The following is a 26,347-nucleotide window of genomic DNA, read 5'->3' as shown; positions in this document are numbered from 1 at the left end:
GCGTTCAATGCCAGGCCGGCTCGACTTCTACGCCGCGCAGGATGGCGATGATGTGCTCCAGCGAGAACATGGCCACCAGCACGCCGGCCATGGCGGGCGGCACGTACTTGAAGGCTTCGGAGATACCGAGCGTGGGGATCTTGTAGGGCGCCACCGACTCGGCCAGCACACCGCAGTTCCAGGCCATGACGACGCCGAACAGCAGCACCAGCGCGTGGATCAGCAACTCGAGCTTGGTGCGCAGCCAGTCGGGCGCCAGCACCAGGAAGGATTCGAGGCCGATGTGGCCCGCATCGCGCACCCCTACCGCCATACCGAGCATGGTCACGTAGAGCACGAGCAGCACCGCGCCGCTCTCGGCCCAGGTGGGTGTGTCGTTGAACACATAGCGGCCGATGACCTGGTAGAGCACGGCGCAAACCAGCAGGACGAGCCCCCCTACCCCGAGTTGAAGGCAGGTGCGCGCAATGAAAGCGCAGAGTCGCGTGTACATAGTGGACATTCAAAAACAACTGGAAGTGGGCAGGCGGCGGGCTGCTCCCGGTGCCGCCTGCCCTGGAGACTCTGGCTTTCTCTTACTGCACGGCGTCGATGCGCTTGACCATGTCCTGCAGCTTGGGGTCCTTGAGGAACTTGTCGTACACCGGCTTCATGGCGGTCTTGAACGCGGCCTTGTCGATCTCGACGATCTGCGCGCCGGCGGCCTTCACGGTGGCCAGGGATTTCTCTTCGCGCTCGTCCCAGATCTTGCGCATGAAGCCCACCGACTCCTTGGCCGCGGCGCGGATGGCCTTTTGCTCATCGGCGCTCAGCGTGTCCCACACGCGCTTGCTGAACAGCAGGATCTCGGGCGCCATGGAGTGCTCGGTCTTGTTGAAATACTTGGCCACTTCGAAGTGGCGTGAGCTCTCGTAGCTGGGGTAGTTGTTTTCGGCAGCGTCGACCAGGCCGGTCTTGAGCGCGGTGTAGACCTCGCCGAAGGGCATGGGGGTCGCGTTGGCGCCCATGGCCTCGAGCAGCGAGACCCAAAGGTCGCTCTGCTGCACGCGCACCTTCAGTCCCTTGACGTCGGCCAGGGTCTTGACGGGCTTCTTCACGGTGTAGATCGAACGCGCGCCGCTGTCGTAGAAGGCCAGGCCCACGAAGCCCTGCGATTCGCAGTCCTTCAGGATCTCGTCGCCGATGGAGCCGTCGAGCACCTTGCGCATGTGTTCCTTGTCGCGGAACAGGAAGGGCATGGTGGGCACCATGGTGGCGGGGCAGATGTTGTTCATGGGCGCGACGTTCACGCGCGTCATGGCGATGGCGCCCAGCTTGGTCTGCTCGATGGTGTCCTTCTCGATGCCGAGCGAGCCCTTGGCGTAGACCTTGATGCTGTGCTTGCCACCCGTGGCCTTGGACAGCGTCTCACCCATGTGGCGCACGGCCAGCACGGTGGGGTAGTCCTCGGGGTGGATGTCGGACGAGCGGAATTCGGTGGCATGCGCGGCCAGGCTGCCGAACAGCATGCCGGCGGCCAGTGCCACGCGGCCAAAGATATGTGGAACGTTCATGGTGGTTTGTCTCCAGGGTTGAAAGGGGGTGCGCGGTGCTGCTGCACTCAGGCCGCGCGGTACGGGGCTTCTGCGAGCCCGCGGGCGCCGGGGCGGGCGACGAAAACCGCGCCGCCGTGCAAAACGTCGTTGCCCTGGGGCTGGCCGGGGCGGATGGAGGTGATGAACAGCAGGTCGAGGTCGGGGCCGCCGAAGCTGCACATCGAGGGCTTGCTGACCGGCACGCTGAGCGAGCGGTCGAGCACACCCTGGGGCGTGAAGCGGTGCACCATGCCGGCGTCGTTGCCGCAGATCCAGTAGCCGCCGTCGGTGTCTATGGCGGCGCCATCGGGCCGGCCGGGCAGCTCGCGCATGTCGGCAAACAGGCGGCGCGGGCCCAGGCCGCCGTCGTCGTGCAGGTCCAGCGTCCAGATCTTCTGCACGCTGGGGTGGCTGTCGCTCAGGTACATGGTGGCGCCGTCGGGGCTGAAGGCCAGGCCGTTCTGCGTGACCAGGCCTTCGACCTGGGGCACGGACAAGCCGCGCGCGTCCTGGCGGTACAGGCCGCCGGCGGGCTGGGCCAGGGCCATGTCACGCACCATGGTGCCGGCCCAGAAGCGGCCCTGGCGGTCGCAGCGGCCATCGTTGAAGCGCATGCCCTCCTGCGGGTGCTGCACGGCCGAGACCAGGGTGCAGGCCAGCGTGCCGTCATCGGCCGGGCGCAGGTGGAACAGGCCTGTGTCCATGCCGGCGATGAGGCCGCCATCGGCATGCAGGGCGATGCAGGCCAGGCGCTCGGGCGTGGCCCAGCTGGTCAGTTGGCGGTCGGCCCAGCGCAGGCGGCGCAGCGCGCGGCCTTCGATGTCCACCCAGTACAGGGCCTGTTCGGTAACAGACCACAGCGGGCTCTCGCCCACCTGGTCGCGGTGGTCAGGCAGCAGCAATTCCATGGCGGTCGTGCTCACTCGAACGGGCCGGTGCGCACAAAGGGGCCACCCTGGTAGATGACGGCCGGGTCGCTCAGGTCGGGCGTGGGGTCGGCGGCCTCCACCTTGGCGCGGAAGGGCTCGGAGCTGTCCTGCGGCCGGTAGCCGATGTGGCGCGCGAGCGTGTTGTCCCACCAGGTGGTGGTGTTGTCGCCCATGCCGTAGATGGTGCTGTGGCCCACCACGGGGGCGGTGAGGCTGGCGACGACCAGGCGCTCCAGGTCGTCATAGCTCATCCAGGTGGCGAGCATGCGGCGGTTGCGCGGCTCGGGGAAGGAGGAGCCGATGCGCAGGCAGACGGTCTCGATGCCGTAGCGGTCGAAGTAAAAGCGCGAGAGATCTTCGCCGAAGGCCTTGGACAGCCCGTACAGGCCATCGGGCCGGGCCGGGTCCTTGAGGCCCACGACCTCGTCCTGGCGGTAGAAGCCAGTGACGTGGTTGCTGCTGGCGAACACCACGCGCTTGACGCCCTGCTTGCGGGCTGCCTCGTAGAGGTTGTATGTGCCGACGATGTTGGCCGGCAGGATGGCGTCCCAGGGTTGTTCGGTGGACACGCCGCCCAGGTGCACCACGGCGTCCACACCGGCCAGCAGTTCATGGATGGCGGCGGCGTCTTCCAGCCTGGCGGGGCGCACTTCCTCGCCCGCGGCCTCGGCACCCAGTTCGGCGATGTCGGACAGGCGCAGGCTGGTGCAATAGGCCTTCAGGCGGGTGCGCAGCTCACGGCCCAGACCGCCGGCGGCACCGGTGAGCAGCAGGCGGTTGAATCGGATCGGTGTCGGGTGACAAGGCATGGAAATTGGGAAGGTTCTTGGTACAGTGGCGGTATGCTCTGCTGCACGTCATCAGTTGTCGTACAACGCGAGTGCAATGTACTCCCAAGCGCCCCACGATCACATAGGGATAACACCGAGAAATGAACACCGCCATCGCCCTTCGCCGCAAGCCCCGCACCCTGGCCCTGGAGCTGGTTGAATCCCTGGGCGACCGCATCCGCGACGGGCGTCTGGCGCTAGGCGACAAGCTCCCCACGGAGGCGGCGATCATGGCGGAGTTCGAGGTCAGCCGCACCGTGGTGCGCGAGGCGATTTCCAAGCTGCAGGCCTCGGGTCTGGTGGAAACGCGCCACGGTATCGGCACCTTCGTGCTGGGCCTGGGGCAGGCGCCGGGCTTCAAGATCACGCCCGACCAGTTCAGCACGCTGCGCGACGTGATCGCGGTGTTGGAGCTGCGCATCGGCGTGGAGACCGAGGCCGCGGCGCTGGCCGCGCAGCGCCGCACCGACGCCAACATCGCCGCCATGCGCGTGGCGCTGGACGCCGTGACCAAGGCCGTAGACGAAGGGCGCGATGCCGTGGCGTCGGACTTCCAGTTCCACCTGGAGATTGCGCGCGCCACACAGAACAGCCACTTCGCGGAGCTGATGGGCACGCTGGGCAGCATGATCATTCCGCGTGCGCGGCTTGATGCCGGCGACAGCCAGAGCGACCTGCGCCAGTACCTGCGCCGCGTGAACGGCGAGCACGAAAGCATCTACGACGCCATCGTCGGCCAGGACCCCGATGGCGCGCGTGCAGCCATGCGCACCCACCTGGCCAACAGCCGCGAGCGGCGCCGCCGCGCGCAGGCCGAGGCGGGCTGATCGCCCGGGGGCCCACGCTCCCACCCTGCCCCACCAACGCCCAACCCAGCCCCCTCCGCAGGCTGCAGGCCGCCTGCGTGGCACCGCCCCACGGGGCCGGGCCCGTCAGTAATAACCCGAAGCCACACCCCCGCATTTTGTTGTACGATGACATACAACAAATCAACGCGTTGAGGCTGCCGCCCTGCCCCCAAAAGCACCGGCACACGCCAGCGCACGCCTCATTGCCTGGGAGCTTTCGTCCATGACCTCACCAAAATGCGCGCCGCCGACCGGCATGGGACCTTGTGAGGTCAGACATCTGCCCGCTCCGATGGCAGCAGCCACCGGGCGCTGAGCACTTCGGCACCCTGCGGCCCCGGGCCGCCCCCCATCGCAACGACAGCCCCTGACCGCGCCGAGCCGGCGTGCTGCCCTGCCATGCCCATCCACCCCTGAGGAGCCCCACCGCCCATTCCATTCCATCCCCGCTTTCATCAACCCTGAAGAAAACAAGAGTCGAGAACGAGAGAGAGACAAAAAACCATGAAGAAGACGACGCAAATTTCCAACCTGTCCCTGGCCGCCTGCGCGTCGCTGCTGGCCGCTGCACCCGCAGCCCAGGCCCAATCGAGCGTGACCCTGTTCACCCTGGTCGACGTCAACGTCAGCCACTACAGCGCGGGCTCGCGCTCGGGCGCTGGCAGCATGACGGCCATGAACGACGGCACGACCAACGGCCTGAACGGCTCGCGCTGGGGCATCCGCACCGTGGAGGACCTGGGCGGCGGCCTGAAGGCCGGCGTGCTGCTGGAAAACGGGTTCAACGCCGACAACGGCACCTTTGGCCAGGGCGGCCGGGCTTTCGGGCGCCAGGGCTTCGTGTGGCTGTCGTCGTCCACGGTGGGCGAGCTGCGCCTGGGCCGCCAGTACATCCTGGAAGACTCGGTCATGGGCCTAAGCAACCCCTTCACCAACGCCCTCACGCTGAACCCCGGCACGGGTGTGACCAACGCCGGCAAGGCCCTGCCCCTGTGGCTCAACGCCCCGCGTGCCGACAACGTGCTGCAGGTGCAGACCATCAACTACGGCGGCTTCCAGGCCGCCGCCCAGGTGGCGCCCGGCGAGGGCACGGCCGACCGCTTCTACGGCGTCAAGCTGAGCTACGGCCAGGGCCCGTTCAACGGTGCCCTGTCGTACGAGTGGAACCGCTCGCGCACCACGGGTGACAACGTGAACAAGTCGCTCACGGTGGCGGCCAACTACAACTTCGGCGTGGTCAAGGTGCTGGGCGGCGTGCAGCGCAACCGCGACCTGGCCACCACCTCGGTCAATGGCGCCTTCACGGGCAACAACCTGACCGTGACCGGCACCAATACCTTCGCCATGGACCACAGCGACGGCACCACCATCGGCGTGGAAGTGCCCGTGGGCTCCTTCGTGCTGCTGGGCGCCAACTACACCCGCGTGAAGTATGCCAACGCGGCAGGCCAGAATGACACCCTGGGCAAGGTTGCCGTGGGTGCGCGCTATGCGCTGTCCAAGAACACCTTCCTGTATGCGTCGGCGTCGCAAGCCACCGGCGGACTCAAGGATTTCGTCAGCCAGAAGGGCGTCACGCAGATCGGCGTGCGCACGGCTTTTTAAACCAGGGCACGCCGCAATGGGCCACCAGCCACCACCGCAACCCGACCGCTGCACAATGCACTGCTCCACGCAGTCCGCCTTGTGCAACGGCCAGGCCTGCGCGGAGCGCCGGCGGCCTGTTCGGCATTGCCATCACTTTCTCACTACCCGCACCACACCATGCATGCAAACCTGATTGGCGGAACCTGGACCGAAGGCGTCCGCGGCTACCGCAACACCAACCCATCGGACACCCGCGATGTGATCGGCGACTACGCCGTGGCCAGCCGCGAGCAGGCGCTGGACGCTGTGGCGGCTGCCCAGGCCGCATTCCCGGCGTGGAGCCTGTCCACGCCCCAGCAGCGCTTTGACGTGCTGGACGCGGTGGGCAACGAGATCATCGCGCGCAAGGCCGAGCTGGGTGACCTGCTGGCCCGCGAGGAAGGCAAGACCCTGCCCGAAGCGATTGGCGAAGTGGGCCGCGCCGCCGCCATCTTCAAGTTCTTCGCCGGCGAGGCACTGCGCCCCGGTGGTGAACTGGTGCCCTCGGTGCGCCCCGGCGTGGGCATCGAGATCACGCGCGAGCCCCTGGGCATCATCGGCATCATCACGCCGTGGAACTTCCCCATCGCCATCCCGGCCTGGAAGATCGCCCCGGCCCTGGCCTATGGCAACTGCGTGGTGTTCAAGCCCGCCGAAGTGGTGCCCGGCTCTGCCTGGGCGCTGGCCGACATCCTGCACCGCGCGGGTCTGCCGGCCGGCGTGTTCAACCTGGTGATGGGCCGCGGCTCGGACGTCGGCCAGGTGCTGCTCGAAGACGAGCGCATCGCGGGCGTGAGCTTCACCGGATCGGTGGGCACGGGCCAGCGCGTGGCCGCCGCCTGCGTGCCGCGCGGCGCCAAGGTGCAGCTCGAAATGGGCGGCAAGAACCCCTTCGTGGTGCTCGACGACGCCGATCTGGCCGTGGCCGTGGGCGCTGCGGTGAACAGCGGCTTCTTCTCCACCGGCCAGCGCTGCACGGCCAGCAGCCGCGTGATCGTGACCGATGGCATCCACGACCGCTTCGTGGCCGCCGTGATCGAGAAGATGAAGACCCTGAAGGTGGACGACGCGCGCAAGGCCGGCACCGACATCGGCCCCGTGGTCGACGACCGCCAGTTGGCGCAGGACCTGGAGTACATCGGCATCGGCCAGCAGGAAGGCGCCAAGCTCGCCTACGGCGGCGAGGCCCTGGAGAAGAACGCCGACGGCGCGCCCGGTTTCTACCTGCGCCCGGCCCTGTTCACCGAGACCACGCCCGGCATGCGCATCAACCGCGAAGAGATCTTCGGCCCCGTGGTGAGCGTGCAGCGCGTGAAGAACTACGACGAAGCGCTGGCCCTGGCCAACGACACCCCCTTCGGCCTGGCCAGTGGCATCGCCACCACCAGCCTCAAGCACGCCACGCACTTCAAGCGCCACGCCCAGGCCGGCATGGTGATGGTGAACCTGCCCACCGCCGGTGTGGACTACCACGTGCCGTTCGGTGGCCGCAAGAGCAGCAGCTACGGCCCGCGCGAGCAGGGCCGCTATGCAGCGGAGTTCTACACCACGGTGAAGACGGCGTACACGCAAGCGTGATCCAGGCTTGACGCAAAGCAATCGGGCGCCTTGTGCGCCCGATTCGCTTTGCAGCGCCGGCAGGCATAATCTCGGCCCATGAACGCCCTTCGAACCTTTGCTGCCCTGCGCCTTCTGGTGCTGGCCTGGTTCGTGGCGTCCATGGGGGTGGCCATGGCCTCGCCGCTGGTGAACCCGCAGGCCATCGAGGTGATCTGCTCGGGCGCCGGCACCATCAAGCTGCTGGTGCAGACCGACGACGGTGCCGTCGAGATGGGCAGCATGGGCATGGACTGCCCGCTGTGCAGCATCGCAGGCGCCCCGCCTGCCGTTCCCTGCGCCTTCCTTCCCCTGCCGCAACCGCTGGCGCACGCCGTGCAGCCGGTTCAGGCGGCGCGCATTGCCGCCATCACGGCGGCGCCGCTGCCCGCGCGCGGGCCGCCCGCTTCTCTCTGACCTGACCGCCGCTCGCGCAGGCCCCTGAACGCCAGGGCTGCGCGGCCTTCCTGTCCGTGATGTCGCGGGCAGTGCGCGCCTGCAGGCCCAGCCTGCGCTCAGCGCCGCGCTGCCTGCCAGAGAGTTGAGCCATGTCCCGTTCCCCTTCGCCTGCTTGCACGCCGGCCTTCTTCACCCCATCGCCGCTGCATGCGGCCATCCTCGCCCTGGTGCCACTGTGCGCGGCCGCCCAGGCGCAGCCCGCCCCCACCCTGCAGGCCGTCGAGGTGACCGACGCAGCGCCGCAGCCCAATGGCCGCCTGCAGCTCGACACGCCGGTGGGCACCGGCAGCCGCCTGGGGCTGACACCGCGCGAGACGCCGGCATCGGTCACGTTGGTGGACCGCGCCACCATCGACGCGCGCGGCGCGCAGGACACGCAAGAGATATTGCGCGCCATCCCCGGCGTCACGGCGCACAACGCGCCGGGCTCCATGGCCGCCAGCTACCGGGGCTTCAGCGGCAACTCGGTGAGCCAGATGTACAACGGCATCACCGTGCAGTACGGCAGTGCCACGCGCGCGGTGGACAGCTGGATCTACGACCGGGTCGAGGCCGTGGGCGGTGCATCGAGCTTCCTCTACGGCTCGGGCGCGGTGGGCGGCTCGCTCAACTACATCACCAAGACGCCCGAACGCAGCAACTTCGGCGAGGCGCAGTTGCGCCTGGGCGCGAACGACCTCAAGGAGGTGTCGGTGGGCCTGAACCGGCGCCTGTCCGGCGATGGAGGTGGCGCTGGCGCTGCGAACTTTGCCCGCATCGACCTCAACCACCGCGATGCGGGCAACTGGGTCGAGGGTGTGCACTCGCGTTCCACCCAGCTGGCCACCTCGCTGTTGACGGACCTGGGCGGCGGCTTCACCCACCTGCTGGCCTACGAGTACCAGAAGGACGACGTGGACCGCCCCTACTGGGGCACGCCCGTGCTCAACCCCAACCTGGGCGCGCTGCGCGTGGACCCGGCCACGCGCTTCAAGAACTACAACAGTGCCGATGGCATCTACCAGCAGCGCGTGCAGTGGCTGCGCTCAGTGGCGCAGTGGCGTGTGTCGGACGCGCTGCAGCTGCGCAACACCCTGTATGCCTACGATGCGCTGCGCGACTACCGCAACGTGGAGACCTACCGCTTCAACGCCGCCAACACCCAGGTGGCGCGCACCTCGCCCTTTTTGCAGCGCCACGACCACGAGGTGGTGGGCGACCGCATCGAGGCCACCTGGCAGGGCACGCTGGCCGGCCGCAAGAGCGACTGGGCCTTTGGCCTAGATGCCAGCGTGAACCGGCAGACGCGCTTTCCCAACAGCCTGAGCAGCACCGTGAGCACGGTGAACCCCTACCAGTTCACCACAGAGCGCTTCTTCGACATCCCAGGCATGGCGCCCGGCTTCAATCCCGACCGCGACAACAAGACCACCACCACCGCGCTGTACCTGGAAAACCGCACCGCCCTGGCCCCCAGCGTGCACCTCATCACCGGCCTGCGGCACGAGCGCATCGAGCTCGACCTGACCAACCGCCGCACCGCCACGGCCGCCAGCCCCGCCAGTTTCAGCCGCAGCTACCACCCCACCACCGGCCGCCTGGGCGTGGTGTGGGACTTCGCGCCCAACGCCAACCTGTATGCCCAGGCATCGACCGCTGCCGACCCGCCATCGGGCTCCTTGGCCACCGCGTCGTTTGCCGACGTCGCCAACAACAGCGCGCTGACCACCGGCCGACAGGCCGAGGTGGGTAGCAAGTTCGATTTCTGGGATGGCAAGGGCACGGCCACGGCGGCGGCCTTCCAGATCACGCGCAAGAACATCGCCTCGCAGGACCCGACCAACCCCACGCTGACCGTGCTGGTGGGCGAGCAGTCGGCCCGGGGCATCGAGCTGGCGGTGGGAGTGCGCCCGACCAGCCAGTGGCAGGTACAGGCCAACCTCACCCGGACCCGGGCGCGCTACGAGAACTATGCGCAGGGCGGCGTCTCGCTGGCCGGCAGAACCCCCATCAACACGCCGGAAACAGTGGCCAACCTCTGGGCGTCGTACGCCATCACCCCGGCCCTCACGGCCAGCGCCGGCGTGCGCCATGTGGGCAAGGTGTACGCCGATGCTGCCAACACGCAGTACTGGCCCGCGTACACCCTGCTGGACCTGGGCCTGGCGTGGAAGCTGAACCGCTCCACCACGCTCACCGGCCGCATCCGCAACGCCACCGACCGCATCCACGCGGTGGAGTCGCGCAGCACGCAGGTCTACCTGGGCGCCGCGCGCACGGCGGACGTCACCTTGCACGTCGCGTTCTGAGCAGGGGCCAAGCATGCTGCCGCACGCCAAGCGCTGGCTCTACCTCGTGCACCGCTGGGCGGGGGTGGTGCTGTGCGCCTTTTTCGCCATGTGGTTTGTCTCGGGCGTGGTGATGATGTACGTGGGCTACCCCAAGCTCACGGCCACCGAGCGGCTGGAGCACATGGCACCGCTGCGCACGGCCGCCATCGCGCTGGAGCCCGCGCAGGCCCTGCGCGCGGCGGGTATCGACGGCAAGCCCCTGTCGGACCTGCGGCTGGCCGTGGCCAGCGGCGGGCGGGCGGTCTACCTGGTGCTGCCGCAGGGCGCACCCAGGCGCGGTCCCGCCACCGTGGTCGATGCCAGCACCGGCCAGGTGCTGCGCGGGGTGGACGCGGCCTGGGCCACGGCATCGGCCCAGGCCTTTGCCGGCACGCCCGGCAGCGCCCCGCGCTACCTGGGCAGCCTGGACGAGGACGCCTTCACCCACTCGCGCGCCCTCGATGCCCACCGCCCCCTGCACCGCCTGGCGCTGGGCGACGCGGCGGACACCGAGGTCTACGTCTCGGGCACCACCGGCGAGGTGGTGCGAGACGCCACGCGCACGGAACGCGGCTGGAACTACGTGGGCGCCTGGATCCACTGGCTCTACCCGTTTCGCGGCAATGCCTTCAACGCCTGGTGGGCCGACATCGTGAACTGGCTGTCAATCGCCGGCATCGTGCTGACCATCACCGGCACCGTGGTGGGCATCATGCGCTGGCGCTTCACACGGCGCTACAAGAGCGGCTCGCGCTCGCCCTACCGGGGCTTCATGATGCGCTGGCACCATGTGTCGGGGCTGCTGTTCGCAGCGGTCACGCTGACCTGGATCTTCAGCGGCCTGATGTCCATGAACCCTTGGAAGGTCTTCGACAGCGGCGCCCCGGCCTTGCGCACGCAGGCCATGCACGGCGGCCCGCTGCTGCTGCCCGCGCAGCCCGCCAGTGTGCAGGCCCTGCTGGCTGCCGCCTCGCCCAACACGCGCGAGCTGCGCTGGGTGCGCACGGCCGGCCACACGCTGGTGCAGGCGGCCAGCCCCACGGGCGCGCCGGCCCTGCTCGATGCCGCCACCGCCCAGCCCCACGCCATGGACACGCAGCAACTACTGGCCGCCGCCGGGCACCTTCTGCCGGACCCGGTGGCCCGCAGCGAGGCGCTGAGCGAGTACGACATGCACTACTACAGCCGCGCCGCGCACACCATGACGGGCGGCGGCGACAAGCCCCTGCCGGTGCTGCGTGTGGTGTTCACCGACGCCCACGCCACCTGGGTGCACATCGACCCCCACACCGGCGCCGTGCTGGACAAGAGCGACACCCACCGCCGTGCCAGCCGCTGGCTGTTCGCACTGCTGCACAGCTGGGACTGGGGGCCGCTGCTGGCGCGCCGCCCGCTGTGGGATGTGGTGCTCGTGGTGCTGAGCCTGGGGGGCACGCTGCTGAGCTTTACGGGAGTGGTCGTGGGCTGGCGAAGGTTGTCATACCAGTGGCGTGGCAAGGGCACTGCGGTGAAGCTGGCGGCGAAATAATGTTGAAACTTTTTGTTTCATACAACTACACTACGTAACACCCGGGTGGCAAATGCATTGTGGCACTCACCTGGGCACCGCTACCTTCAACATTAAAAACCCCTTGGCAGAGGTTACCCCATGCAATTGATCCGCACGCTCACCGGCGCCCTTCTCATCCTGGCCGCAGGCACGTCCGCGCTGGCAGCCACCGACTACAACACCCCCCCCGCAGGCGACGCGCAGTACCGGCAATGCCTGGGCTACGCGGCCAAGCTGTACGAAGGCGGCGACGAGAAGAGCCCCATTCGCGGTCAGACCAAGGCCCAGGCCTGGTGCACCTGCATGTGGAACGAGACGCCCGACGACTTCAAGGGCAACCTCGTGACCTTTGCCGAAACCCGCAAGGGCAAGGAAACCAACAAGCTGTGCGAGAAGCACTCCAACTGGAGCGAGTGAGCCCCCCTGGGTGCCCATAACCAGCGAGCCGCCTTCGGGCGGCTTTTTCATGCCTTACTCAGTTGCGGCTACGCAGGGTGCGGCTGAGCAATATCACCGGCACCAGCCCCACGGCCACCAGGGCCAGCGAGGGCAGCGCGGCCTCGCCCAGGCGCTCGTCGCGCGCGAGCTGGTAGGCCACCACGGCCAGGGTGTCGCTGTTGAAGGGGCGCAGCACCATGGTGGCGGGCAACTCCTTCATCACGTCCACGAAGACCAGCAGCGCGGCGGCAGCGGTGGAGCGCTTGAGCAGCGGCCAGTGCACGCGCGCCAGCAGGCCGGCGCTGCCCGTGCCCAGCATGCGCGCCGAGTCGTCCAGGCTGTGTGGAATGCGCGCGTAGCCGCTTTGCATGGACTGCAGCGCCACGGCGCAAAAGCGCACCAGGTAGGCCCAGACGATGCCCACGGCCGTGGCCGTTACCAAGGCACCCACGCCCCACTGCGGCACGGCCGCCTGCAGCCAGCCCACGGGCAGCAGCAGGCCCACCACGATGACGGCGCCGGGCACGGCGTAGCCCAGGCTCACCAGTTGCACCACGCCGCGCGTCACGGCATCGGCGCTGCGGCGCACGGCAAATGCCAGGGACAGGGCCACCACCACGGCCAGCGCGGCGGTGATGCCGCCCAGCCGCACGCTGTTCCAGGCCCACTCGATGAAGCGCCCCCAGGGCAGCACCGACCAGTCGGCCGCCAGCGGCCGCAGCATGAAGACCACCGGCGCCACGAAGCCCATGAGCACTGGCACCGTGCACACGGCCCAGGCCAGCAGGCGGCGCCCGCCGCGCAGCGCCAGGGGCTGTGCCTCGGCCGAGCCGGCGCGGCCCAGGCCACCCGCAAAGCGCATGCGCTTCTGAGCCCGCTGCTCCAGGTGCAGCAGGGCCATCACCACCACCAGCAGCATGGTGGCCAGCTGTGCGGCGGCGAGCCGGTTGTCCATGGACAGCCAGGCCTTGTAGATGCCGGTGGTGAAGGTCTGGATGCCGAAGTAGCTGGCCACGCCAAAGTCGGCCAGCGTTTCCATCAGCACCAGGGCCACGCCGGCGGCCACGGCCGGGCGCGCCAGCGGCAGGGCCACGGCGCGGATGCGCCGGGGCAGCGGTGCACCGAGCAGGCGCGCAGCCTCCATCAGGTGGGCGGCGCGCTCGCCCAGCGCCGTGCGCGCCAGCAGGTAGACATAGGGGTACAGCGAGAAGATGAACACCCAGACCGCGCCGCCCAGGCTGCGCACCTCGGGCAGCAGCCGGCCTTCGAGCCCGAAGGTGGCGCGCAGCCCCACCTGCAAGGGGCCGCTGAACTGCAGGAAGTCGGTGTAGGCATAGGCCGTGACATAGGCCGGCATGGCCAGGGGCAGCAGCAGCAGCCACTCGAAGGTGCGCCGGCCCGGGAAGTCGAACAGCGTCACCGCCGCCGCAGCCGCCGTGCCCACGGTGGCCGCGCCCAGCGCCACCAGCAGGCTCAGCCACAGCGTGGTCCACACATAGCCGGGCAGCACGGTGGTAGCCATCTCGCGCAGGATGGGGCCGGCCAGTGCATCGGTCTGCCCGAATGGCAGCCACGAGGCCAGCACCGCCAGCACGGGCAGCACAAGGATGCCGGCGAGCAGGACCAGGGGAAGGGTGTGGAAGAAGCGAAACGGTGTGCGGCGCAAGGCAAAAGGGCTCGGCAAAGGGGTCAGGGCATGCCGGCCCCGCGCCCGGGGCAGCAGGGAAGTTCGGAAATGCAAATGCGAATTTTAAGCATTCGAGCCCATCCACCTAAAATGGGGCCTATGTTCCTAGAGGTCTCCCAACTTGAAGTGCGCTATGCAGGCCGCCCCCGCGCCGCCGTGCAGAACGTGTCCCTGGGCCTGCGCGCAGGCGATATCGGCGTGCTGATCGGCCCCTCGGGCTGCGGCAAGACGACCTTGCTGCGCGCCGTGGCCGGGCTCGAACCTGTCTTTGGCGGGCAGATCAGCCTGACGCAGCAGGTGGTCAGCAGCGCCAGCGTGAGCGTGCCGCCCGAGCAGCGGCGCATCGGCATGGTGTTCCAGGACTATGCGCTGTTTCCGCACCTCTCGGTGGGGCGCAACGTGGCCTTCGGCATCCACCACCTGCCGCGCGCCGAGCAGGCCGCGCGCGTGGCCGAGGTGCTGACGCTGGTGGGGCTGGAAGGCAGCGAGCAGCGCTTTCCACACGAACTGTCGGGCGGCCAGCAGCAGCGCGTGGCGCTGGCCCGCGCCATGGCGCCGCGCCCGCAGCTGATGCTGCTGGACGAGCCGTTCTCCAACCTCGACGTGGACCTGCGCGAGCGCCTGGCGCACGAGGTGCGCGGCATATTGAAGGCGGCGGGCGCCACGGCCCTGTTCGTCACGCACGACCAGCTCGAAGCCTTTGCCATCGGCGACGTGATCGGCGTGATGCACGAAGGCCGGCTGCACCAGTGGGACGATGCCTACACCCTCTACCACCGCCCGGCCACGCGCTTCGTGGCGGACTTCATCGGCCACGGGGTGTTCGCCCCCGCCACCCTGGTGCAGCGCGGCAGCAACGTGGTGGCACAGACGCCGGTGGGCGAGCTGACCGACCTGGCCGAATGCCCCTTGCCCGCAAGCTACCCCGGCGGCGAATGCGACGTGCTGCTGCGTGCCGATGACATCGTGCACGACGACGCATCCCCGGTGCAGGCGCAGATCGTGCGCAAGTCGTTCCGCGGCTCGGAGTTCCTGTACACCCTGCGCCTAGTCAGCGGCCAGAGCGTGCTGGCGCATGTGCCCAGCCACCACGACCATGCCGTGGGCGAGTGGATCGGCATACGCGCCGAAGCAGACCATGTGGTGACCTTCCCCCGTGAGGCAGAAGCCGGCACCGCCTGAGCTGCCACAAAGAGCGTCACGGTGCCGTCACGCAAGCCGGCAAGAATCGGGGGCAATTCGCAGCATCACCGGTTCTTCCTGCATGTCTTTTCTTGCCAGTTGCCTGGCCACTGGCGCCTTCGTCCAGGCGGCACGGCCCTTTTCCCTTGTGGACCCATCCGGAGCCGACGCATGAACGGCCCCGATTTCGAACGCTTCCAGGCCAATGCGCAGGACTGCGGCGTGCTGTTCTACTACGCCGGTGAGTTCACGCCTGCCGTGGTGGCCGCAGCGGCCGACTCGCTCAAGCAGCGCCTGGCCACCGAGGATGCCTCGGGCCCGGCCAAGCGAAAGCTGTTCTCCACCTTCGTGGAGATGGCGCACAACATCCTGCACTATGCGGTGCCGCCCGACGACGACGCGCAGACAACGGCAGCGGCTGATGTGCCAGCAGCGCCCGCCCCCAAGGGCGCCATCGGCGTGGGCAAGGACCTGCCTGCCGACGTGCAGGCAAGCGAAGCCCCCGCCCAATACTGGATCGTCTGCAGCAACGCCGTGGATGCGGCCCATGTGCCGCGCCTGACCGACAAGCTCGACGCCCTGCGCGCCATGAGCCTGGAGGAGATCAAGCAAAGCTACCGGGAGCAACTGCGCAACCCCGACCACAACACCACCGACACGCTGAGCAAGGGCGCCGGCCTGGGCCTGCTGACCATTGCGCGCGATGCCAGTGCGCCGCTGGAATACAGCTTTGCGCCCAGCCCCGATACCGAAGGGCGCACCGCCCTCTTCCACGTCAAAGCGCGAATCTAGGGCCTGTTCACACTAATTTCGGGGATCGCGTTGGCCGGCCTGGGGGCTGGATGCAAGGCGCCCGTGTGCAGCAAGGTAGGCACCTTGCAAGCACGGGCAACGTCGCAGACGGCCCCCAGGCCGGGCAACCCGGAGGGAAGGCCCTTGCCGGCGCGCCACTCGTCGTTGCGCTCCTTGCGTGTGCAAGGGCACACGCCGCGTCGCGCGCCTAGATTGGCCCGCCGGCAAGGGCCTTCGCGACCCCGAAATTAGTGTGAACAGGCCCTAATCCAAAAACCGCCCTGCGTGCTCCGGCGCGGGCACCATGCAGACGTCCGACCGTCCCCAGATGCGATAACGGTTGCGCGCCACCAACCGGTACAGCGCATCGCGCAGCGGGGCCGGCACCAGCCAGCCCACCCACGCCAGCCGCCAGGGCCAGCCCAGAGCGTGCAGGATGCGCAGGATGGCGGCCGTGTGCTGCCAGGTGCGGCCACCGTCTTCCTTGTCCTCGACCACCAGCAGGGTCTGCAGGCCATCGACCTGAAGGCCCGCCTCGTGCAGCAGGCGCAGGCCCTCTTGCCCCTGGATGGAGGCAAAGCGGATGCGGCCCGCGCGGTCATGGCGCAGCAGGAACTGCACCCAGCCATTGCACAGCAGGCACTTGGCGTCGAAGACGACAATCATGGTGTTCGCGCGTCGGCAGGCACCTGCAGTTGCCCCCGGTAGCCCACCACCCGGCCGATCCAGGGCACGCTGGCCTGCACGTCGAAGTGCAGTTCGTCATCGCCCTGCCCCGTCTCGCGCGCCACGATGGCGGGCTGCAGCCAGCGCGGGCAGGGAATGCCCAGAAAACGCATGCGCACCAGGCGCATCTCCAGCCGGCCGCCCTCGACCGCCGTGAGGCCGAACAGCAGCCGCGCCGCACCCATGTGCTCCTCGACAAAGCCCGGCGCCTCGCGCAAAGTGGATTGCATGGTGCGGGTGGGGAAGATGCGCGTCCAGACCTCGGCACCGGGAGTGGCATCGAGCTCGAAGCGGATCGCGCCCTGCCCCGCCTGCTGCGGCGCCCCGAGCCCCCAGGCCAGCACCCGGCCCAGCAGCGATGCGGGGGCCTGCACCTGCACCTGGCCGTGCAGCACCTGCGTCCCCGCCAGGCGGTGAAAGCGCGCCACTGGCGACGCCAGCCGATCGAAGTCCACGCCCATCACGCGCTGGTACAGCGTGGCGGGTGTGGCAGCAGGGGATGCAGTGGAGGTCATGGAGCGGCGCGTCAGGGAGGGGCGGGCAAAAGCCAGCGTGCGGCCAGTCTACCCGGGCCGTTGCAGCAGGCAAAAAAAGCGGGCCGTGGCCCGCACCTACCCCAGGTGAACGATCTCAGCCCTTGGGTTTGCGCTGCAGGCCTTCCAGGGCATTGAGGTCCACCTGCGACAGCATGCCGCGCAGGTCCTGCACCCCCACGCGGTCGCCTTCGATGCCGACCACCAGGCCGTTCTTGAGCACGGTCTTGAACTCAGCGCGGCTGCCGTCCTTGCGGTAGCTCTGGTGCAGGGTGCGGCCGTTTTCCTGCCAGGTCTTTTCGGCGCTGCTCTGGTCTTCCTTCTCGCCCTGGCCCATGCCCATGGCCAGGGCCGCCATCTGGCCCAGGCCGCCGATGTCGATGATCTCGATGCGAACGCGCTTGTCGCCGCTGCCGTAGGAGGCGCTGGCCTGGCTGGTGGGCAGGCCCAGGGCCGCGCCGTCCTGCACGTCGAAGCCCGTGCGTGGCATGCCGCCCAGCTGCTCGGGCAGCGCGGCCTTGAGGGACTGGGCCGCCACGGCCTGCCCGCCACCCATCATGCTGGCGGCTGCCGCAACGGCACCGCTGTTGGCTGCGGCAATGGCGGCGGGGTCCTGGCTCTTCTGGGCCTTTTCCATCTGGCGTGCGGCCTCTTCCATCTTCTTGCTGGCGGCTTCGAGGCCCGCAGTGTCGATGGTGACCTTGCCGCCGGGGGTGTTCACCGAGATTGCGGGGGCATCGGATCCGCTGAACATGGCACCGCCACGGGGCATGAAGAGCGAACTCACGGCGCCGATGATGACGCCCACCACGATGCCCGCGACGATCACCACGGCCGTGTAGGCGATGGACTTGTCGGGGTTGCTGCGCATGAGTACCGGCAGGCCCAGGTAGACCAGGTAGATGGAGTACAGCGCCGCGACGAAGCCCAGCATGGCCAGGGCAGGCAGCAGGCTGAAGATGCCGCCCAGCAAGGCTGCCGTGCTGCCGTAGACCGCGACCTTGAGCGCCTGGATGGAATTCTTCTGGCCGCCGAAGGTGGGGGCCAGCGCGTCGATGATGAGGCCCAGCACGAACACGCCCACCAGGCTCAGCACGTACGAGACCACCATGTTGATCAGACCCGAGAAGAAGGGCATCCGCATGGTGAAGCCAAAACCGCCAAAGCCGATCAGCGACATGCCGATGAAGCCACAGACCGCCGGGATGATCGCGAGGATCATCAGGTACTGGGTGTACAGCCCCGCCACATCGGCCGGCTCGGACTCGATGGTGGCCCAGGTCTCCTGGGGTTTCAGAAGAATGCTCTTGACGCGTTCGATCAGGTTCATGGTCGTGCCCTCCCGGCAGTGTGAGTGGAGCCTTGCGCCCTCGACATGGGATGCAGGCAGGCTTTCAACTGGTGCGGACGATAAGGCAATTGGGAGCACTTGCACGCAGGTGCAAAAGCCCGTGGCGCCGCAAATGTGGAATATGCACGGTTTCGGGCGGGCAGGCTACTCCGGCTGTCGTGCAGCAGGCAACGTGAACGGGAAAGGTTCATGCCGGGATGCCCCCCCCGGCGGGGATGCGCTCAGCCCTGCACGGGCGGCGCGGCAACCGGCTCGCGCGGTGTCTCGGAGGGTGACTGGGAAGGCGGTGGCTCTGGCGTCTGGGCCGGGGTCAGGCTGGGCGCTGGCGCAGGGGTTTGCTGCGGCGTACTGCTGGTCGTGGGCACAGGGGGCTGGTACGGGGACGATGCTGGCATGGCCGGCCGTAGCCCGGGCACGATGGCGGGCGTGTTGACGCCCTGTGCCACGGCGGCCATGGAACTGAAGACCAGAACCATCCACACGCTGAGCTGTTGAATGAATCGCATAGCTGCTGCCTCCACAAGGATAGAGGCCAGTATCGCGCGTGGCGCCTGCGCGCCAAGCCGGACAACTGCCCAATCGGCTGCCTAGCTTCGCCGCAACCGATCCACTACCCCCTGCAAATCCTGCGTAAACACCCGCCGATCCCGCCCCGCAGGCAGCTCCGGCTCGCCATAGTGCACCACGGCCTCGATGGCCGGGGCGCTCAGGGTGCGCCAGATGGAGCCGACCAGGGTTTCATCGCCGATGTAGCTGGGGGCGAAGCTCAGGTCGCCGGTGGTGCGGTCGACAAACCGCAGGCCCACGGGTTGCACGGGGGCGTTGGCGGCGATGGCGGCCTGGATGAGGTTGGCGTGGAAGGGCAGTATCTCGCGCCCGTCGCCGGTGGTGCCTTCGGGAAAGACGCCGAGCACCTCGCCGCGTTCCAGCGACTCCTGCATGGTGCGCACCATGCGCAGGGCGTCGCGGCGCGAGGCGCGCTCGATGTACAGGGTGCCGGCGGCGGTAGCCAGGCCGCCGATGACGGGCCAGGCCTTGACGTCGGATTTGGAGACGAAGCGGCAGTGGCGGGCCGCGTGCATCACGGGGATGTCGAGCCAGGAGATGTGGTTGGCCACCAGCATGACCGGCCCCGAGACGGGGGGCTGGCCCTGCAGGCGCAGCGAGATGCCGATTTTGGCCAGCAGCTCCATGGACCAGGCCTGCACACGGGAGTGCTGCTGGTCGGGCGAGAGCGCGGGAAAGCGTAGCGCCACGATGGCCAGGCCCTTGGCGATGTGGCCCAGCATGCGCAGAAGGCGCCACAGGGCGCGCAGGGCCTTCATCGCGCAGTTGCGAACAGCATGGTACCGGCCGGACCGCTCAGCCGCCGCGGTCGAAGGCGACCTGCCCGCCGACCAGGGTGGTACGCACACGGCCCGGCAGCTCGTAGCCGAGGAAGGGGGTGTGCTTGCCCTGGCTGCGCAGTGCGTCGCCATGCACCGTCCACGCAGCGGCGGGGTCGAAGATGCACAGGTCGCCGACACCGCCTTCGACGATCTGGCCCACGCTGGCCTGCAGCGTGCCCAGGGCACTGCCCAGCACGCGGGCCGGGTCGGCCGTGACGGCCGAGAGGGCGCGGCGCAGGGGAATGCCGCTGTCTTGCGACCACTTGAAGGCCAGGCTCAGCAGCAACTCCAGGCCGGTGGCGCCAGGCTCGGCCTCGGCAAATGGCAGGGTCTTGGCGTCCTCGTCCACGGGGGTGTGGTCGGACACCAGCACGTCGATGGTGCCGTCGGCCAGGGCGGCGCTGAGCGCGTCGCGGTCGCGCTGCTGGCGCAGCGGGGGCGACAGGCGGGCGCGGCTGTCGAAGAAACCGATGTCCACGTCGGTGAGGTGCAGCGAGTTGATGCTGACGTCGGCCGTGACCTTCAGCCCATCCGCCTTGGCGCGGCGGATCAGCTCCACGCCGGCGGCGCTGCTGATGCGGCACAGGTGCACGTGCGCGCCGGTGCTGCGCTGCAACTCGAAGATGGTGTGCAGGGCAATGGTTTCGGCTGCCACGGGCACGCCCGACAGGCCCAGACGCGTGGCCAGCGGGCCGCTGGCGGCCACGCCCTTGCCCAGGTGCAGCTCTTGCGGGCGCAGCCACACGGTGTAGCCGAAGGTGGCCGCGTACTGCAGCGCACGCTGCGTGACCTGGGTGCTGGCCAGCGGCACCTCGGCCTGGCTGAAGCCGACGCAGCCGGACTCGGTGAGTTCGGCCATTTCGGTCAGCACCTCGCCGGCCAGGTTGCGGGTGAGCGCGCCCAGGGGGAACAAGCGCGACTGGTGCAGTTTTTCGGCGCGGAACTTGAGCATCTCCACCAGGCCGGGCTCGTCGAGCACAGGGTCGGTGTCGGGCGGGCAGACCAGGCTGGTCACGCCGCCGGCCACAGCGGCGGCCATTTCGGATTCGAGCATGCCTTCGTGCTCGTGGCCGGGCTCGCGCAGGCGTGCGGCCAGGTCCACCAGGCCGGGCAGCACGTAGCAGCCGGCGGCATCGATCACGCGATTGGGCGCAAAGTCGGGCGGCACTCGGTTGATGCCGACGATGCGGCCCGCCGCCAGGGCGATGCTGCAGGCCTGGTCAAAACCGGAAGCGGGGTCGATCACCCGGCCGTTCTGGATCAGTATCTTCATGCTTCATTCCCCGCGACGATGGACATGACGGCCATGCGCACTGCGATGCCAAAGGTCACCTGCGGCAGGATCACGCTCTGCTGGCCGTCGACGACGGCGGAGTCGATCTCCACGCCGCGGTTGATGGGGCCGGGGTGCATGACGATGGCGTCGGGCTTGGCCAGCTGCAGCTTTTCCTGCGTGAGGCCGAAGCTCTTGAAATACTCCTGGCTCGATGGCAGCAGCGCGCCGCTCATGCGCTCGTTCTGCAGGCGCAGGGTGATGACCACATCGGCGTCCTTGATGCCCTCTTCGAGCGTGTGGCACACGCGCACACCCATCTGCGACATGTCGGACGGCACCAGGGTGCGCGGGCCCACCACGCGCACTTCAGCGCAGCCCAGGGTGGTCAGGCCGTGGATGTCCGAGCGCGCCACGCGCGAGTGCAGCACGTCGCCCACGATGGCCACCGTGAGGTTGCTGAAGTCCTTCTTGTAGTGGCGGATGGTGTACATGTCCAGCAGCCCCTGCGTGGGGTGGGCATGCCGGCCGTCGCCCGCGTTGATCACGTGCACGTGAGGGGCCACGTGCTGGGCGATGAGGTAGGGTGCACCCGATTCGCTGTGCCGCACCACGAACAGATCGGCCGCCATGGCAGAGAGGTTGGCGATGGTGTCGAGCAGCGATTCGCCCTTGCTGGCCGAACTGCGCGCGATATCGAGGTTGATCACGTCGGCCGACAGGCGCTTGGCTGCGATCTCGAAGGTGGTGCGCGTGCGCGTGCTGTTCTCGAAGAACAGGTTGAACACGCTCTTGCCGCGCAAGAGGGGCACCTTCTTGACCTCGCGGTCGTTGACGCTCACGAAGTTGGCGGCGGTGTCGAGGATGTGCGTGACGATGTCGCGCGGCAGGCCTTCGATGGACAGCAGGTGGACGAGTTCGCCGTGGCCGTTGAGTTGGGGGTTGCGCTTGTGCAGCACGGTCAGGCCTCTTGGACGGGATGGACTTGGAATTGGAAGACACCCTGCTCGTCGCGCGCCAGGGCCAGCGATTGGGTGGCCGGCAGCGCCACACGGGCGGCGGCAAACTCGGCATGCACCGGCAGCTCGCGCCCGCCGCGGTCCACCAGCACGGCCAGGCGCACGCTGGCGGGGCGGCCGTAGTCGAACAGCTCGTTGAGCACGGCGCGGATGGTGCGGCCGGTGTACAGCACATCGTCGAGCACAATGATGTCGGCGCCGTTGACGTCGAAGGGCAGCGTGGTCTGCGCGCCGGCCGACAGGCCGCGCTGGGCAAAGTCGTCGCGGTGCATCACTGACGAGAGCACGCCGGGGGCGCCTTCGAGGCCCAGGTCCTTCTGCAGGCGCTCGGCCAGCCAGGCGCCGCCCGAGGCGATGCCCGCCAGGCGAGTGCTGCCGGGGCTCATCATGCTGCGCACGCCGCGCAGCAGCTCGCGGTACAGGGCCTCGGCGTCGAGCACCAGGCTGCCGCCGGACGCGCCTGATGGGGGGGTCGTCGTCGTCATGGAAGATTCCTCAAAAACTGTTCCAGGATGATGCAGGCCGAGGCGGCATCGGCATCCTTGGCGCCACCAGACAGGGCCTCGGTCGTGCTGTAGCGCTCGTCGACCTCGAACACCTGCAAGCCGAAGCGGCCGCGCAGCTGGCGCCCGAACTTGAGGGCACGCTCGGTGTTCTCGTGGCTGGCGCCATCGGGATGGAAGGGCACACCGATCACCAGGGCGTCGGGTTGCCACTCCTTGATGCGCTGGGCCACCTGCACAAAGCGGGCGTCGCCCTCGGCCTTGATGGTCTCTTGCGGGCTGGCGCTGCGCAGCAGGCGGTTGCCGGTGGCCACGCCCGTGCGCTTGAGGCCGAAATCGAAAGCTAGAAAGGTCTGGAAATGCGCAGGCACGGCCGGCTGGGCGGGCAAGCCGGTCATGCGTGCCCCGCCTCGGGCGAGAGCATCCAGGCCTGCAGGCCCAGCAGGGCCAGCGCGCGGTCGTAACGTTCGGCCACGGGGGTATCGAAAATCACCGACAGGTCGGCCGCCACGGTGAGCCAGGCGTTTTCGCCCAGTTCCGATTCAAGCTGGCCCTCGCCCCAGGACGAATAGCCCAGGGTGATGAGCACCCGGCGCGGGCCGGCTCCGGTGGACAGGGCTTCGAGCACGTCCTTGGAGGTGGTCATCTCCAGGCCACCGGGGATGGTCATGGTGGAGGCGTACGCCGATTCGTCGGTTTCGGCCTTGTCCATGAGCATGGGCTCGTGCAGCACGAAGCCGCGCTCGGTCTGCACCGGTCCGCCAGAGAAGACGGGCGCCGTGCGCAGGTCTTCCCGGCGCAGGGACAGGTCGACCTTGTCGAACAGGCCCTTCAGCGTGATTTCCGTGGGCTTGTTGATGATGAGCCCTAAAGCGCCACGCTCGCTGTGCTCGCACAGGTAGACCACACTGCGCGCGAAAGACTCATCCTCCAGACCGGGCATCGCGATCAGGAAGTGATGCGTCAGGTTGATGGGCGCAGAATCGATAGACATATGTGCCAATTTTAACGGTGAACATGGAGCCCTCTTATTCCTCCGGACTCGTCTGGTTCCGCCGCGACCTGCGTGCGACCGATCACGCCGCCCTGTACCACGCCCTGACCGCATGCCAGAAGGTGCACTGCGCCTTTGTTTTCGACACAGAAATCCTCGACCCCCTGCCCAGAAAGGACCGGCGCGTGGAGTTCATCCGCGAGTCGCTGGTGGAGCTGGACGAGCACCTGCGCACCCTGTCGGGCCACGCCAGCGGGGGGCTGATCGTGCTGCACGCGGTGGCCAGCGATGCCCTGCCCGCCCTGGCCGAGGAGCTGAAGGTGGATGCCGTCTACACCAACCACGACGACGAGCCCCAGGCCCTGGCGCGCGACAGCCGGGTGCGCACCCGGCTGGCGGCGGCCGGGCGGGCGTTTCACACCTACAAGGACCACACGCTGTTCGAGCGCAGCGAGCTGCTCACACAGACGGGCAAGCCCTACAGCGTGTTCACGCCCTACAAGAACGCCTGGCTCCGCAAGATCGATGCCTTCTACCTGAAAAGCTACCCCGTGGAGCGCCATGCGGGCCGCCTGGCACCCCGGCCCGAGGCACACCGCCGGGCGGTAGCCGGTTTGCAGGCCCTGGGATTCGAGCCAGCGGGGCTGTCGCAGCTGGCACTGCCTGCGGGGGCCAGCGGCGCGCAGCGCCTGTTCGAGGATTTTCGCCAGCGCATCGCGCGCTATGAGGACACACGCAACTTTCCGGCCATCAAGGGGCCGAGCTACCTGAGCGTGCACCTGCGCTTTGGCACCATCTCCCCGCGCCTGCTGGCCCGCATGGCCCATGCGCTGATGGTGCAGGGCAACCAGGGCGCCGCGACCTGGCTCAGCGAGCTGATCTGGCGCGACTTCTACCACCAGATCCTGGCGCACCACCCGCAGGTGGTGGAGCACAGCTTCAAGCCGGCCTATGACGCTATTCGCTGGGAGAGCGGCCCCGAGGCCAAAGAACTTTTTGCCGCCTGGTGCGAGGGCCGCACCGGCTACCCGCTGGTGGATGCGGCCATGGCGCAGATCAACCAGACGGGCTACATGCACAACCGCCTGCGCATGGTGGTGGCGAGCTTTCTGGTGAAGGACCTGGGCATCGACTGGCGCTGGGGCGAGGGCTACTTTGCCACCCACCTCAACGACTTCGACCTGGCGGCCAACAACGGCGGTTGGCAGTGGGCCAGCTCCAGCGGCTGCGATGCACAGCCCTATTTCCGTATCTTCAACCCGGTGAGCCAGAGCGAGAAGTTCGACGCCAAGGGCCAGTTCATCCGCAAGTACCTGCCGCAGCTGGCCGCCCTGCCCGATGCAGCACTGCATGCCCCGTGGGCAGCCAAGCCGCTGGAGCTGCAGGCAGCCGGGGTGGTGCTGGGCCGCACCTACCCCCACCCCATCGTGGACCACGACGAGGCGCGCAAGCGCACTCTGGAAAGGTATGCCGTGGTGAAGACTGCGGCGGAATGAGGGCGCTTCAGCCGCCCGGGCAAGGCGGCGTGGTCAGAGCCTCGAGTCGCGCGGCTTCTCGGCCATCTGCATGCCGCCATCGTCGATGGCCAGTGAATTGCCCGATGCCAGGCGCAGGCGCAGGGTCACATCGGTGCGGTTGTCGGCATTGGCCACGGCCTCGGCCGGGGTGATGGAGCCGGCCTCCACCAGGGCCAGCAGCGACTGGTCGAAGCTGCCCATGCCCTGCTCGGTGCCGCGGATGATGGCGGTCTTGAGCTCGTCGACCTGGCCCTTCTGGATCAGGTCGGCCACATAGGGCGTGAGCAGCATGACCTCGGTGGCAGGCACCAGGGTGCCCTCGACGCTCTTGATCAGGCGCTGCGCGACGACAGCCTTCAGGCTCAGCGACAGGTCCATCAGCAGTTGCTGGTGGGCCGTCTCGGGGAAGAAGTTCAAGATGCGCTGCACCGACTGGCTGGCGTTGTGCGCATGCAGGGTGGACACGCACAGGTGGCCCGACTGCGCGTAGTGCAGCGCATGCTGCATGGTGGCGCGGTCGCGGATCTCGCCGATCAGGATCACGCTGGGAGCCTCGCGCATGGCGCGGCGCAGGGCCTCGTCGTACGACAGCGTATCGAGCCCCACCTCGCGCTGGGTGACCAGGGACTTCTTGTGGTTGTGCAGGTACTCGATGGGGTCCTCGATGGTGAGGATGTGCCCGTTGGCGTGCTCGTTGCGGTGGTCCAGCATGGCCGCCAGCGTGGTGGTCTTGCCCGAACCCGCTGCGCCCACGGTCAGGATCAGCCCGCCGTTCAAGAACGCCAGCTGCTTGAGCACGGGCGGCAGGCCCAGTTGGTCAAGCTGCGGAATGTTCGACACCACATGCCGCACCACGATGCCGACCTGGCCGCGCTGCATGTGGATGTTGAAGCGAAAGCGCTCGCCGTCCGGCGTGGTGTACGAGAGGTCGCACTCCATGGTGGCTTCGAACTCCTCGCGCTGCGCCTTGCGCATCACCGAGTAGGCCATCATGCGGATATCGTCGGCGCCCAGCACCTGGCGCGAGATGGGAACGTACAGCCCCTGGCGCTTGACCGTGGGCGAGGCGCCCGCGAGCAGAAACAGGTCGGACGCGCCTTCGCGCGCCACCAGGCCCAGGCAGGCCAGCAGCCGGCTGTCGCCGGCAGGTGAAGTCGACTCCATCGGTACCTCTGATCAGGCTGACAAACACAAACAAGCCGCAGGTCCCCACAAACACCAACG

Annotated in this window: 26 protein-coding genes; 10 read left to right on the top strand and 16 right to left on the bottom strand. The window is 68.4% G+C overall.

Features of this window, described 5'->3' with window-relative positions:
* Nucleotides 1-4 precede the first annotated feature (4 nt).
* From QYL93_RS04510 to QYL93_RS04495, 4 genes are all read right to left on the bottom strand, one after another.
* A complete protein-coding gene (locus QYL93_RS04510) occupies nucleotides 5-493 on the bottom strand; it encodes a TRAP transporter small permease (RefSeq protein WP_007853074.1) in 489 nt (162 codons plus the stop codon).
* An 82-nt stretch (nucleotides 494-575) separates the two neighbouring features.
* Complete coding sequence (locus QYL93_RS04505) at nucleotides 576-1,553, bottom strand: TRAP transporter substrate-binding protein (RefSeq protein WP_305742530.1); 978 nt, start codon at nucleotides 1,551-1,553, stop codon at nucleotides 576-578.
* A gap of 47 nt (nucleotides 1,554-1,600) precedes the next feature.
* Nucleotides 1,601-2,482, bottom strand: a complete 882-nt coding sequence (locus tag QYL93_RS04500) for an SMP-30/gluconolactonase/LRE family protein (RefSeq protein ID WP_305742529.1) — start codon at nucleotides 2,480-2,482, stop codon at nucleotides 1,601-1,603.
* Nucleotides 2,483-2,493: 11 nt separating this feature from the next.
* Nucleotides 2,494-3,312, bottom strand: a complete 819-nt coding sequence (locus QYL93_RS04495; RefSeq protein WP_305742528.1) for an NAD(P)-dependent oxidoreductase — start codon at nucleotides 3,310-3,312, stop codon at nucleotides 2,494-2,496.
* A 122-nt stretch (nucleotides 3,313-3,434) separates the two neighbouring features.
* Between QYL93_RS04495 and QYL93_RS04490 the strand changes: the two genes are divergently transcribed.
* From QYL93_RS04490 to QYL93_RS04460, 7 genes are all read left to right on the top strand, one after another.
* Nucleotides 3,435-4,160, top strand: a complete 726-nt coding sequence (locus QYL93_RS04490) for a FadR/GntR family transcriptional regulator (RefSeq protein WP_305742527.1) — start codon at nucleotides 3,435-3,437, stop codon at nucleotides 4,158-4,160.
* Between the two features lie 525 nt (nucleotides 4,161-4,685).
* Entirely contained in the window at nucleotides 4,686-5,786 is a 1,101-nt protein-coding gene (locus QYL93_RS04485) for a porin (protein WP_305742526.1), read from the top strand.
* A gap of 159 nt (nucleotides 5,787-5,945) precedes the next feature.
* The gene (locus QYL93_RS04480) at nucleotides 5,946-7,385 is read left to right on the top strand and encodes an aldehyde dehydrogenase family protein (RefSeq protein ID WP_057269175.1); all 1,440 of its coding nucleotides are present in this window, start codon (nucleotides 5,946-5,948) and stop codon (nucleotides 7,383-7,385) included.
* 78 nt (nucleotides 7,386-7,463) lie between these two features.
* Nucleotides 7,464-7,820: a DUF2946 family protein gene (locus QYL93_RS04475; RefSeq protein WP_305742525.1), complete on the top strand. Its 357-nt coding sequence runs from the start codon at nucleotides 7,464-7,466 to the stop codon at nucleotides 7,818-7,820.
* A gap of 131 nt (nucleotides 7,821-7,951) precedes the next feature.
* Nucleotides 7,952-10,150 (top strand): TonB-dependent siderophore receptor, encoded by a 2,199-nt coding sequence (locus QYL93_RS04470; RefSeq protein WP_305742524.1) that lies wholly within the window; start codon nucleotides 7,952-7,954, stop codon nucleotides 10,148-10,150.
* Nucleotides 10,151-10,163: 13 nt separating this feature from the next.
* A complete protein-coding gene (locus tag QYL93_RS04465) occupies nucleotides 10,164-11,699 on the top strand; it encodes a PepSY-associated TM helix domain-containing protein (RefSeq protein ID WP_305742523.1) in 1,536 nt (511 codons plus the stop codon).
* A 120-nt stretch (nucleotides 11,700-11,819) separates the two neighbouring features.
* Nucleotides 11,820-12,137 carry a hypothetical protein gene (locus tag QYL93_RS04460; RefSeq protein ID WP_305742522.1) on the top strand — a complete coding sequence of 106 codons (318 nt, stop codon included), beginning with the start codon at nucleotides 11,820-11,822 and terminating at the stop codon, nucleotides 12,135-12,137.
* 58 nt (nucleotides 12,138-12,195) lie between these two features.
* Here QYL93_RS04460 and QYL93_RS04455 read toward each other — a convergent pair whose 3' ends face one another.
* Nucleotides 12,196-13,824 (bottom strand): iron ABC transporter permease, encoded by a 1,629-nt coding sequence (locus QYL93_RS04455; RefSeq protein ID WP_305742521.1) that lies wholly within the window; start codon nucleotides 13,822-13,824, stop codon nucleotides 12,196-12,198.
* 120 nt (nucleotides 13,825-13,944) lie between these two features.
* Between QYL93_RS04455 and QYL93_RS04450 the strand changes: the two genes are divergently transcribed.
* A complete protein-coding gene (locus tag QYL93_RS04450) occupies nucleotides 13,945-15,027 on the top strand; it encodes an ABC transporter ATP-binding protein (RefSeq protein ID WP_305742520.1) in 1,083 nt (360 codons plus the stop codon).
* Between the two features lie 171 nt (nucleotides 15,028-15,198).
* Nucleotides 15,199-15,819 carry a SiaB family protein kinase gene (locus QYL93_RS04445; protein ID WP_305742519.1) on the top strand — a complete coding sequence of 207 codons (621 nt, stop codon included), beginning with the start codon at nucleotides 15,199-15,201 and terminating at the stop codon, nucleotides 15,817-15,819.
* A gap of 264 nt (nucleotides 15,820-16,083) precedes the next feature.
* Here the strand turns inward: QYL93_RS04445 and QYL93_RS04440 are convergent, their stop codons facing one another.
* The 10 genes from QYL93_RS04440 to QYL93_RS04395 all read right to left on the bottom strand — a co-directional run bounded on the left by QYL93_RS04440 (nucleotide 16,084) and on the right by QYL93_RS04395 (nucleotide 23,606).
* A complete protein-coding gene (locus QYL93_RS04440) occupies nucleotides 16,084-16,485 on the bottom strand; it encodes a thiol-disulfide oxidoreductase DCC family protein (RefSeq protein WP_305742518.1) in 402 nt (133 codons plus the stop codon).
* Nucleotides 16,482-17,060 carry a DUF4166 domain-containing protein gene (locus QYL93_RS04435; RefSeq protein WP_305742517.1) on the bottom strand — a complete coding sequence of 193 codons (579 nt, stop codon included), beginning with the start codon at nucleotides 17,058-17,060 and terminating at the stop codon, nucleotides 16,482-16,484. The genes QYL93_RS04440 and QYL93_RS04435 overlap by 4 nt, the downstream gene beginning before the upstream one ends.
* Before the next feature lie 115 nt (nucleotides 17,061-17,175).
* Nucleotides 17,176-18,408 (bottom strand): Yip1 family protein, encoded by a 1,233-nt coding sequence (locus QYL93_RS04430; protein WP_305742516.1) that lies wholly within the window; start codon nucleotides 18,406-18,408, stop codon nucleotides 17,176-17,178.
* A gap of 242 nt (nucleotides 18,409-18,650) precedes the next feature.
* On the bottom strand, nucleotides 18,651-18,935 hold the full coding sequence (locus tag QYL93_RS04425; RefSeq protein ID WP_157422129.1) for a hypothetical protein: 285 nt from the start codon (nucleotides 18,933-18,935) through the stop codon (nucleotides 18,651-18,653).
* Nucleotides 18,936-19,016: 81 nt separating this feature from the next.
* The gene (locus tag QYL93_RS04420; protein ID WP_305742515.1) at nucleotides 19,017-19,754 is read right to left on the bottom strand and encodes a 1-acyl-sn-glycerol-3-phosphate acyltransferase; all 738 of its coding nucleotides are present in this window, start codon (nucleotides 19,752-19,754) and stop codon (nucleotides 19,017-19,019) included.
* A 37-nt stretch (nucleotides 19,755-19,791) separates the two neighbouring features.
* Nucleotides 19,792-21,090, bottom strand: coding sequence for a dihydroorotase (locus QYL93_RS04415; RefSeq protein ID WP_305742514.1), 1,299 nt, complete (start codon nucleotides 21,088-21,090; stop codon nucleotides 19,792-19,794).
* Nucleotides 21,087-22,049 carry an aspartate carbamoyltransferase catalytic subunit gene (locus QYL93_RS04410; protein WP_057201754.1) on the bottom strand — a complete coding sequence of 321 codons (963 nt, stop codon included), beginning with the start codon at nucleotides 22,047-22,049 and terminating at the stop codon, nucleotides 21,087-21,089. Before QYL93_RS04410 ends, QYL93_RS04415 begins: the two co-directional genes overlap by 4 nt.
* A gap of 2 nt (nucleotides 22,050-22,051) precedes the next feature.
* Nucleotides 22,052-22,594 carry a bifunctional pyr operon transcriptional regulator/uracil phosphoribosyltransferase PyrR gene (gene pyrR / locus QYL93_RS04405; protein ID WP_305742513.1) on the bottom strand — a complete coding sequence of 181 codons (543 nt, stop codon included), beginning with the start codon at nucleotides 22,592-22,594 and terminating at the stop codon, nucleotides 22,052-22,054.
* The gene (gene ruvX, locus QYL93_RS04400; protein ID WP_305742512.1) at nucleotides 22,591-23,010 is read right to left on the bottom strand and encodes a Holliday junction resolvase RuvX; all 420 of its coding nucleotides are present in this window, start codon (nucleotides 23,008-23,010) and stop codon (nucleotides 22,591-22,593) included. Before ruvX ends, pyrR begins: the two co-directional genes overlap by 4 nt.
* Nucleotides 23,007-23,606, bottom strand: coding sequence for a YqgE/AlgH family protein (locus QYL93_RS04395; protein WP_179683511.1), 600 nt, complete (start codon nucleotides 23,604-23,606; stop codon nucleotides 23,007-23,009). The genes ruvX and QYL93_RS04395 overlap by 4 nt, the downstream gene beginning before the upstream one ends.
* Before the next feature lie 23 nt (nucleotides 23,607-23,629).
* On the opposite strand from QYL93_RS04395, the gene QYL93_RS04390 reads away from it, so the two are divergent.
* Complete coding sequence (locus tag QYL93_RS04390; RefSeq protein WP_305742511.1) at nucleotides 23,630-25,102, top strand: deoxyribodipyrimidine photo-lyase; 1,473 nt, start codon at nucleotides 23,630-23,632, stop codon at nucleotides 25,100-25,102.
* A gap of 33 nt (nucleotides 25,103-25,135) precedes the next feature.
* Here the strand turns inward: QYL93_RS04390 and QYL93_RS04385 are convergent, their stop codons facing one another.
* Nucleotides 25,136-26,287: a PilT/PilU family type 4a pilus ATPase gene (locus tag QYL93_RS04385; protein ID WP_305742510.1), complete on the bottom strand. Its 1,152-nt coding sequence runs from the start codon at nucleotides 26,285-26,287 to the stop codon at nucleotides 25,136-25,138.
* Between the last annotated feature and the right edge of the window lie 60 nt (nucleotides 26,288-26,347).

The organism is Acidovorax sp. A1169 (genome assembly GCF_030704685.1).
In the GTDB taxonomy this organism is placed as follows: domain Bacteria; phylum Pseudomonadota; class Gammaproteobacteria; order Burkholderiales; family Burkholderiaceae_C; genus Acidovorax.
The sequence above is the reverse complement of the archived record's forward strand: the minus strand, read 5'-3'. Positions and strand labels throughout refer to the sequence as shown.

Bases quoted from the DNA above. Each gene is read 5' to 3' on its own strand.
- QYL93_RS04510 (WP_007853074.1), bottom strand. From the start codon at position 493: ATGTACACGCGACTCTGCGCTTTCATTGCGCGCACCTGCCTTCAACTC.
- QYL93_RS04505 (WP_305742530.1), bottom strand. From the start codon at position 1,553: ATGAACGTTCCACATATCTTTGGCCGCGTGGCACTGGCCGCCGGCATG.
- QYL93_RS04500 (WP_305742529.1), bottom strand. From the start codon at position 2,482: ATGGAATTGCTGCTGCCTGACCACCGCGACCAGGTGGGCGAGAGCCCG.
- QYL93_RS04495 (WP_305742528.1), bottom strand. From the start codon at position 3,312: ATGCCTTGTCACCCGACACCGATCCGATTCAACCGCCTGCTGCTCACC.
- QYL93_RS04490 (WP_305742527.1), top strand. From the start codon at position 3,435: ATGAACACCGCCATCGCCCTTCGCCGCAAGCCCCGCACCCTGGCCCTG.
- QYL93_RS04485 (WP_305742526.1), top strand. From the start codon at position 4,686: ATGAAGAAGACGACGCAAATTTCCAACCTGTCCCTGGCCGCCTGCGCG.
- QYL93_RS04480 (WP_057269175.1), top strand. From the start codon at position 5,946: ATGCATGCAAACCTGATTGGCGGAACCTGGACCGAAGGCGTCCGCGGC.
- QYL93_RS04475 (WP_305742525.1), top strand. From the start codon at position 7,464: ATGAACGCCCTTCGAACCTTTGCTGCCCTGCGCCTTCTGGTGCTGGCC.
- QYL93_RS04470 (WP_305742524.1), top strand. From the start codon at position 7,952: ATGTCCCGTTCCCCTTCGCCTGCTTGCACGCCGGCCTTCTTCACCCCA.
- QYL93_RS04465 (WP_305742523.1), top strand. From the start codon at position 10,164: ATGCTGCCGCACGCCAAGCGCTGGCTCTACCTCGTGCACCGCTGGGCG.
- QYL93_RS04460 (WP_305742522.1), top strand. From the start codon at position 11,820: ATGCAATTGATCCGCACGCTCACCGGCGCCCTTCTCATCCTGGCCGCA.
- QYL93_RS04450 (WP_305742520.1), top strand. From the start codon at position 13,945: ATGTTCCTAGAGGTCTCCCAACTTGAAGTGCGCTATGCAGGCCGCCCC.
- QYL93_RS04445 (WP_305742519.1), top strand. From the start codon at position 15,199: ATGAACGGCCCCGATTTCGAACGCTTCCAGGCCAATGCGCAGGACTGC.
- QYL93_RS04440 (WP_305742518.1), bottom strand. From the start codon at position 16,485: ATGATTGTCGTCTTCGACGCCAAGTGCCTGCTGTGCAATGGCTGGGTG.
- QYL93_RS04435 (WP_305742517.1), bottom strand. From the start codon at position 17,060: ATGACCTCCACTGCATCCCCTGCTGCCACACCCGCCACGCTGTACCAG.
- QYL93_RS04430 (WP_305742516.1), bottom strand. From the start codon at position 18,408: ATGAACCTGATCGAACGCGTCAAGAGCATTCTTCTGAAACCCCAGGAG.
- QYL93_RS04425 (WP_157422129.1), bottom strand. From the start codon at position 18,935: ATGCGATTCATTCAACAGCTCAGCGTGTGGATGGTTCTGGTCTTCAGT.
- QYL93_RS04420 (WP_305742515.1), bottom strand. From the start codon at position 19,754: ATGAAGGCCCTGCGCGCCCTGTGGCGCCTTCTGCGCATGCTGGGCCAC.
- QYL93_RS04415 (WP_305742514.1), bottom strand. From the start codon at position 21,090: ATGAAGATACTGATCCAGAACGGCCGGGTGATCGACCCCGCTTCCGGT.
- pyrR (WP_305742513.1), bottom strand. From the start codon at position 22,594: ATGACGACGACGACCCCCCCATCAGGCGCGTCCGGCGGCAGCCTGGTG.
- ruvX (WP_305742512.1), bottom strand. From the start codon at position 23,010: ATGACCGGCTTGCCCGCCCAGCCGGCCGTGCCTGCGCATTTCCAGACC.
- QYL93_RS04395 (WP_179683511.1), bottom strand. From the start codon at position 23,606: ATGTCTATCGATTCTGCGCCCATCAACCTGACGCATCACTTCCTGATC.
- QYL93_RS04390 (WP_305742511.1), top strand. From the start codon at position 23,630: ATGGAGCCCTCTTATTCCTCCGGACTCGTCTGGTTCCGCCGCGACCTG.
- QYL93_RS04385 (WP_305742510.1), bottom strand. From the start codon at position 26,287: ATGGAGTCGACTTCACCTGCCGGCGACAGCCGGCTGCTGGCCTGCCTG.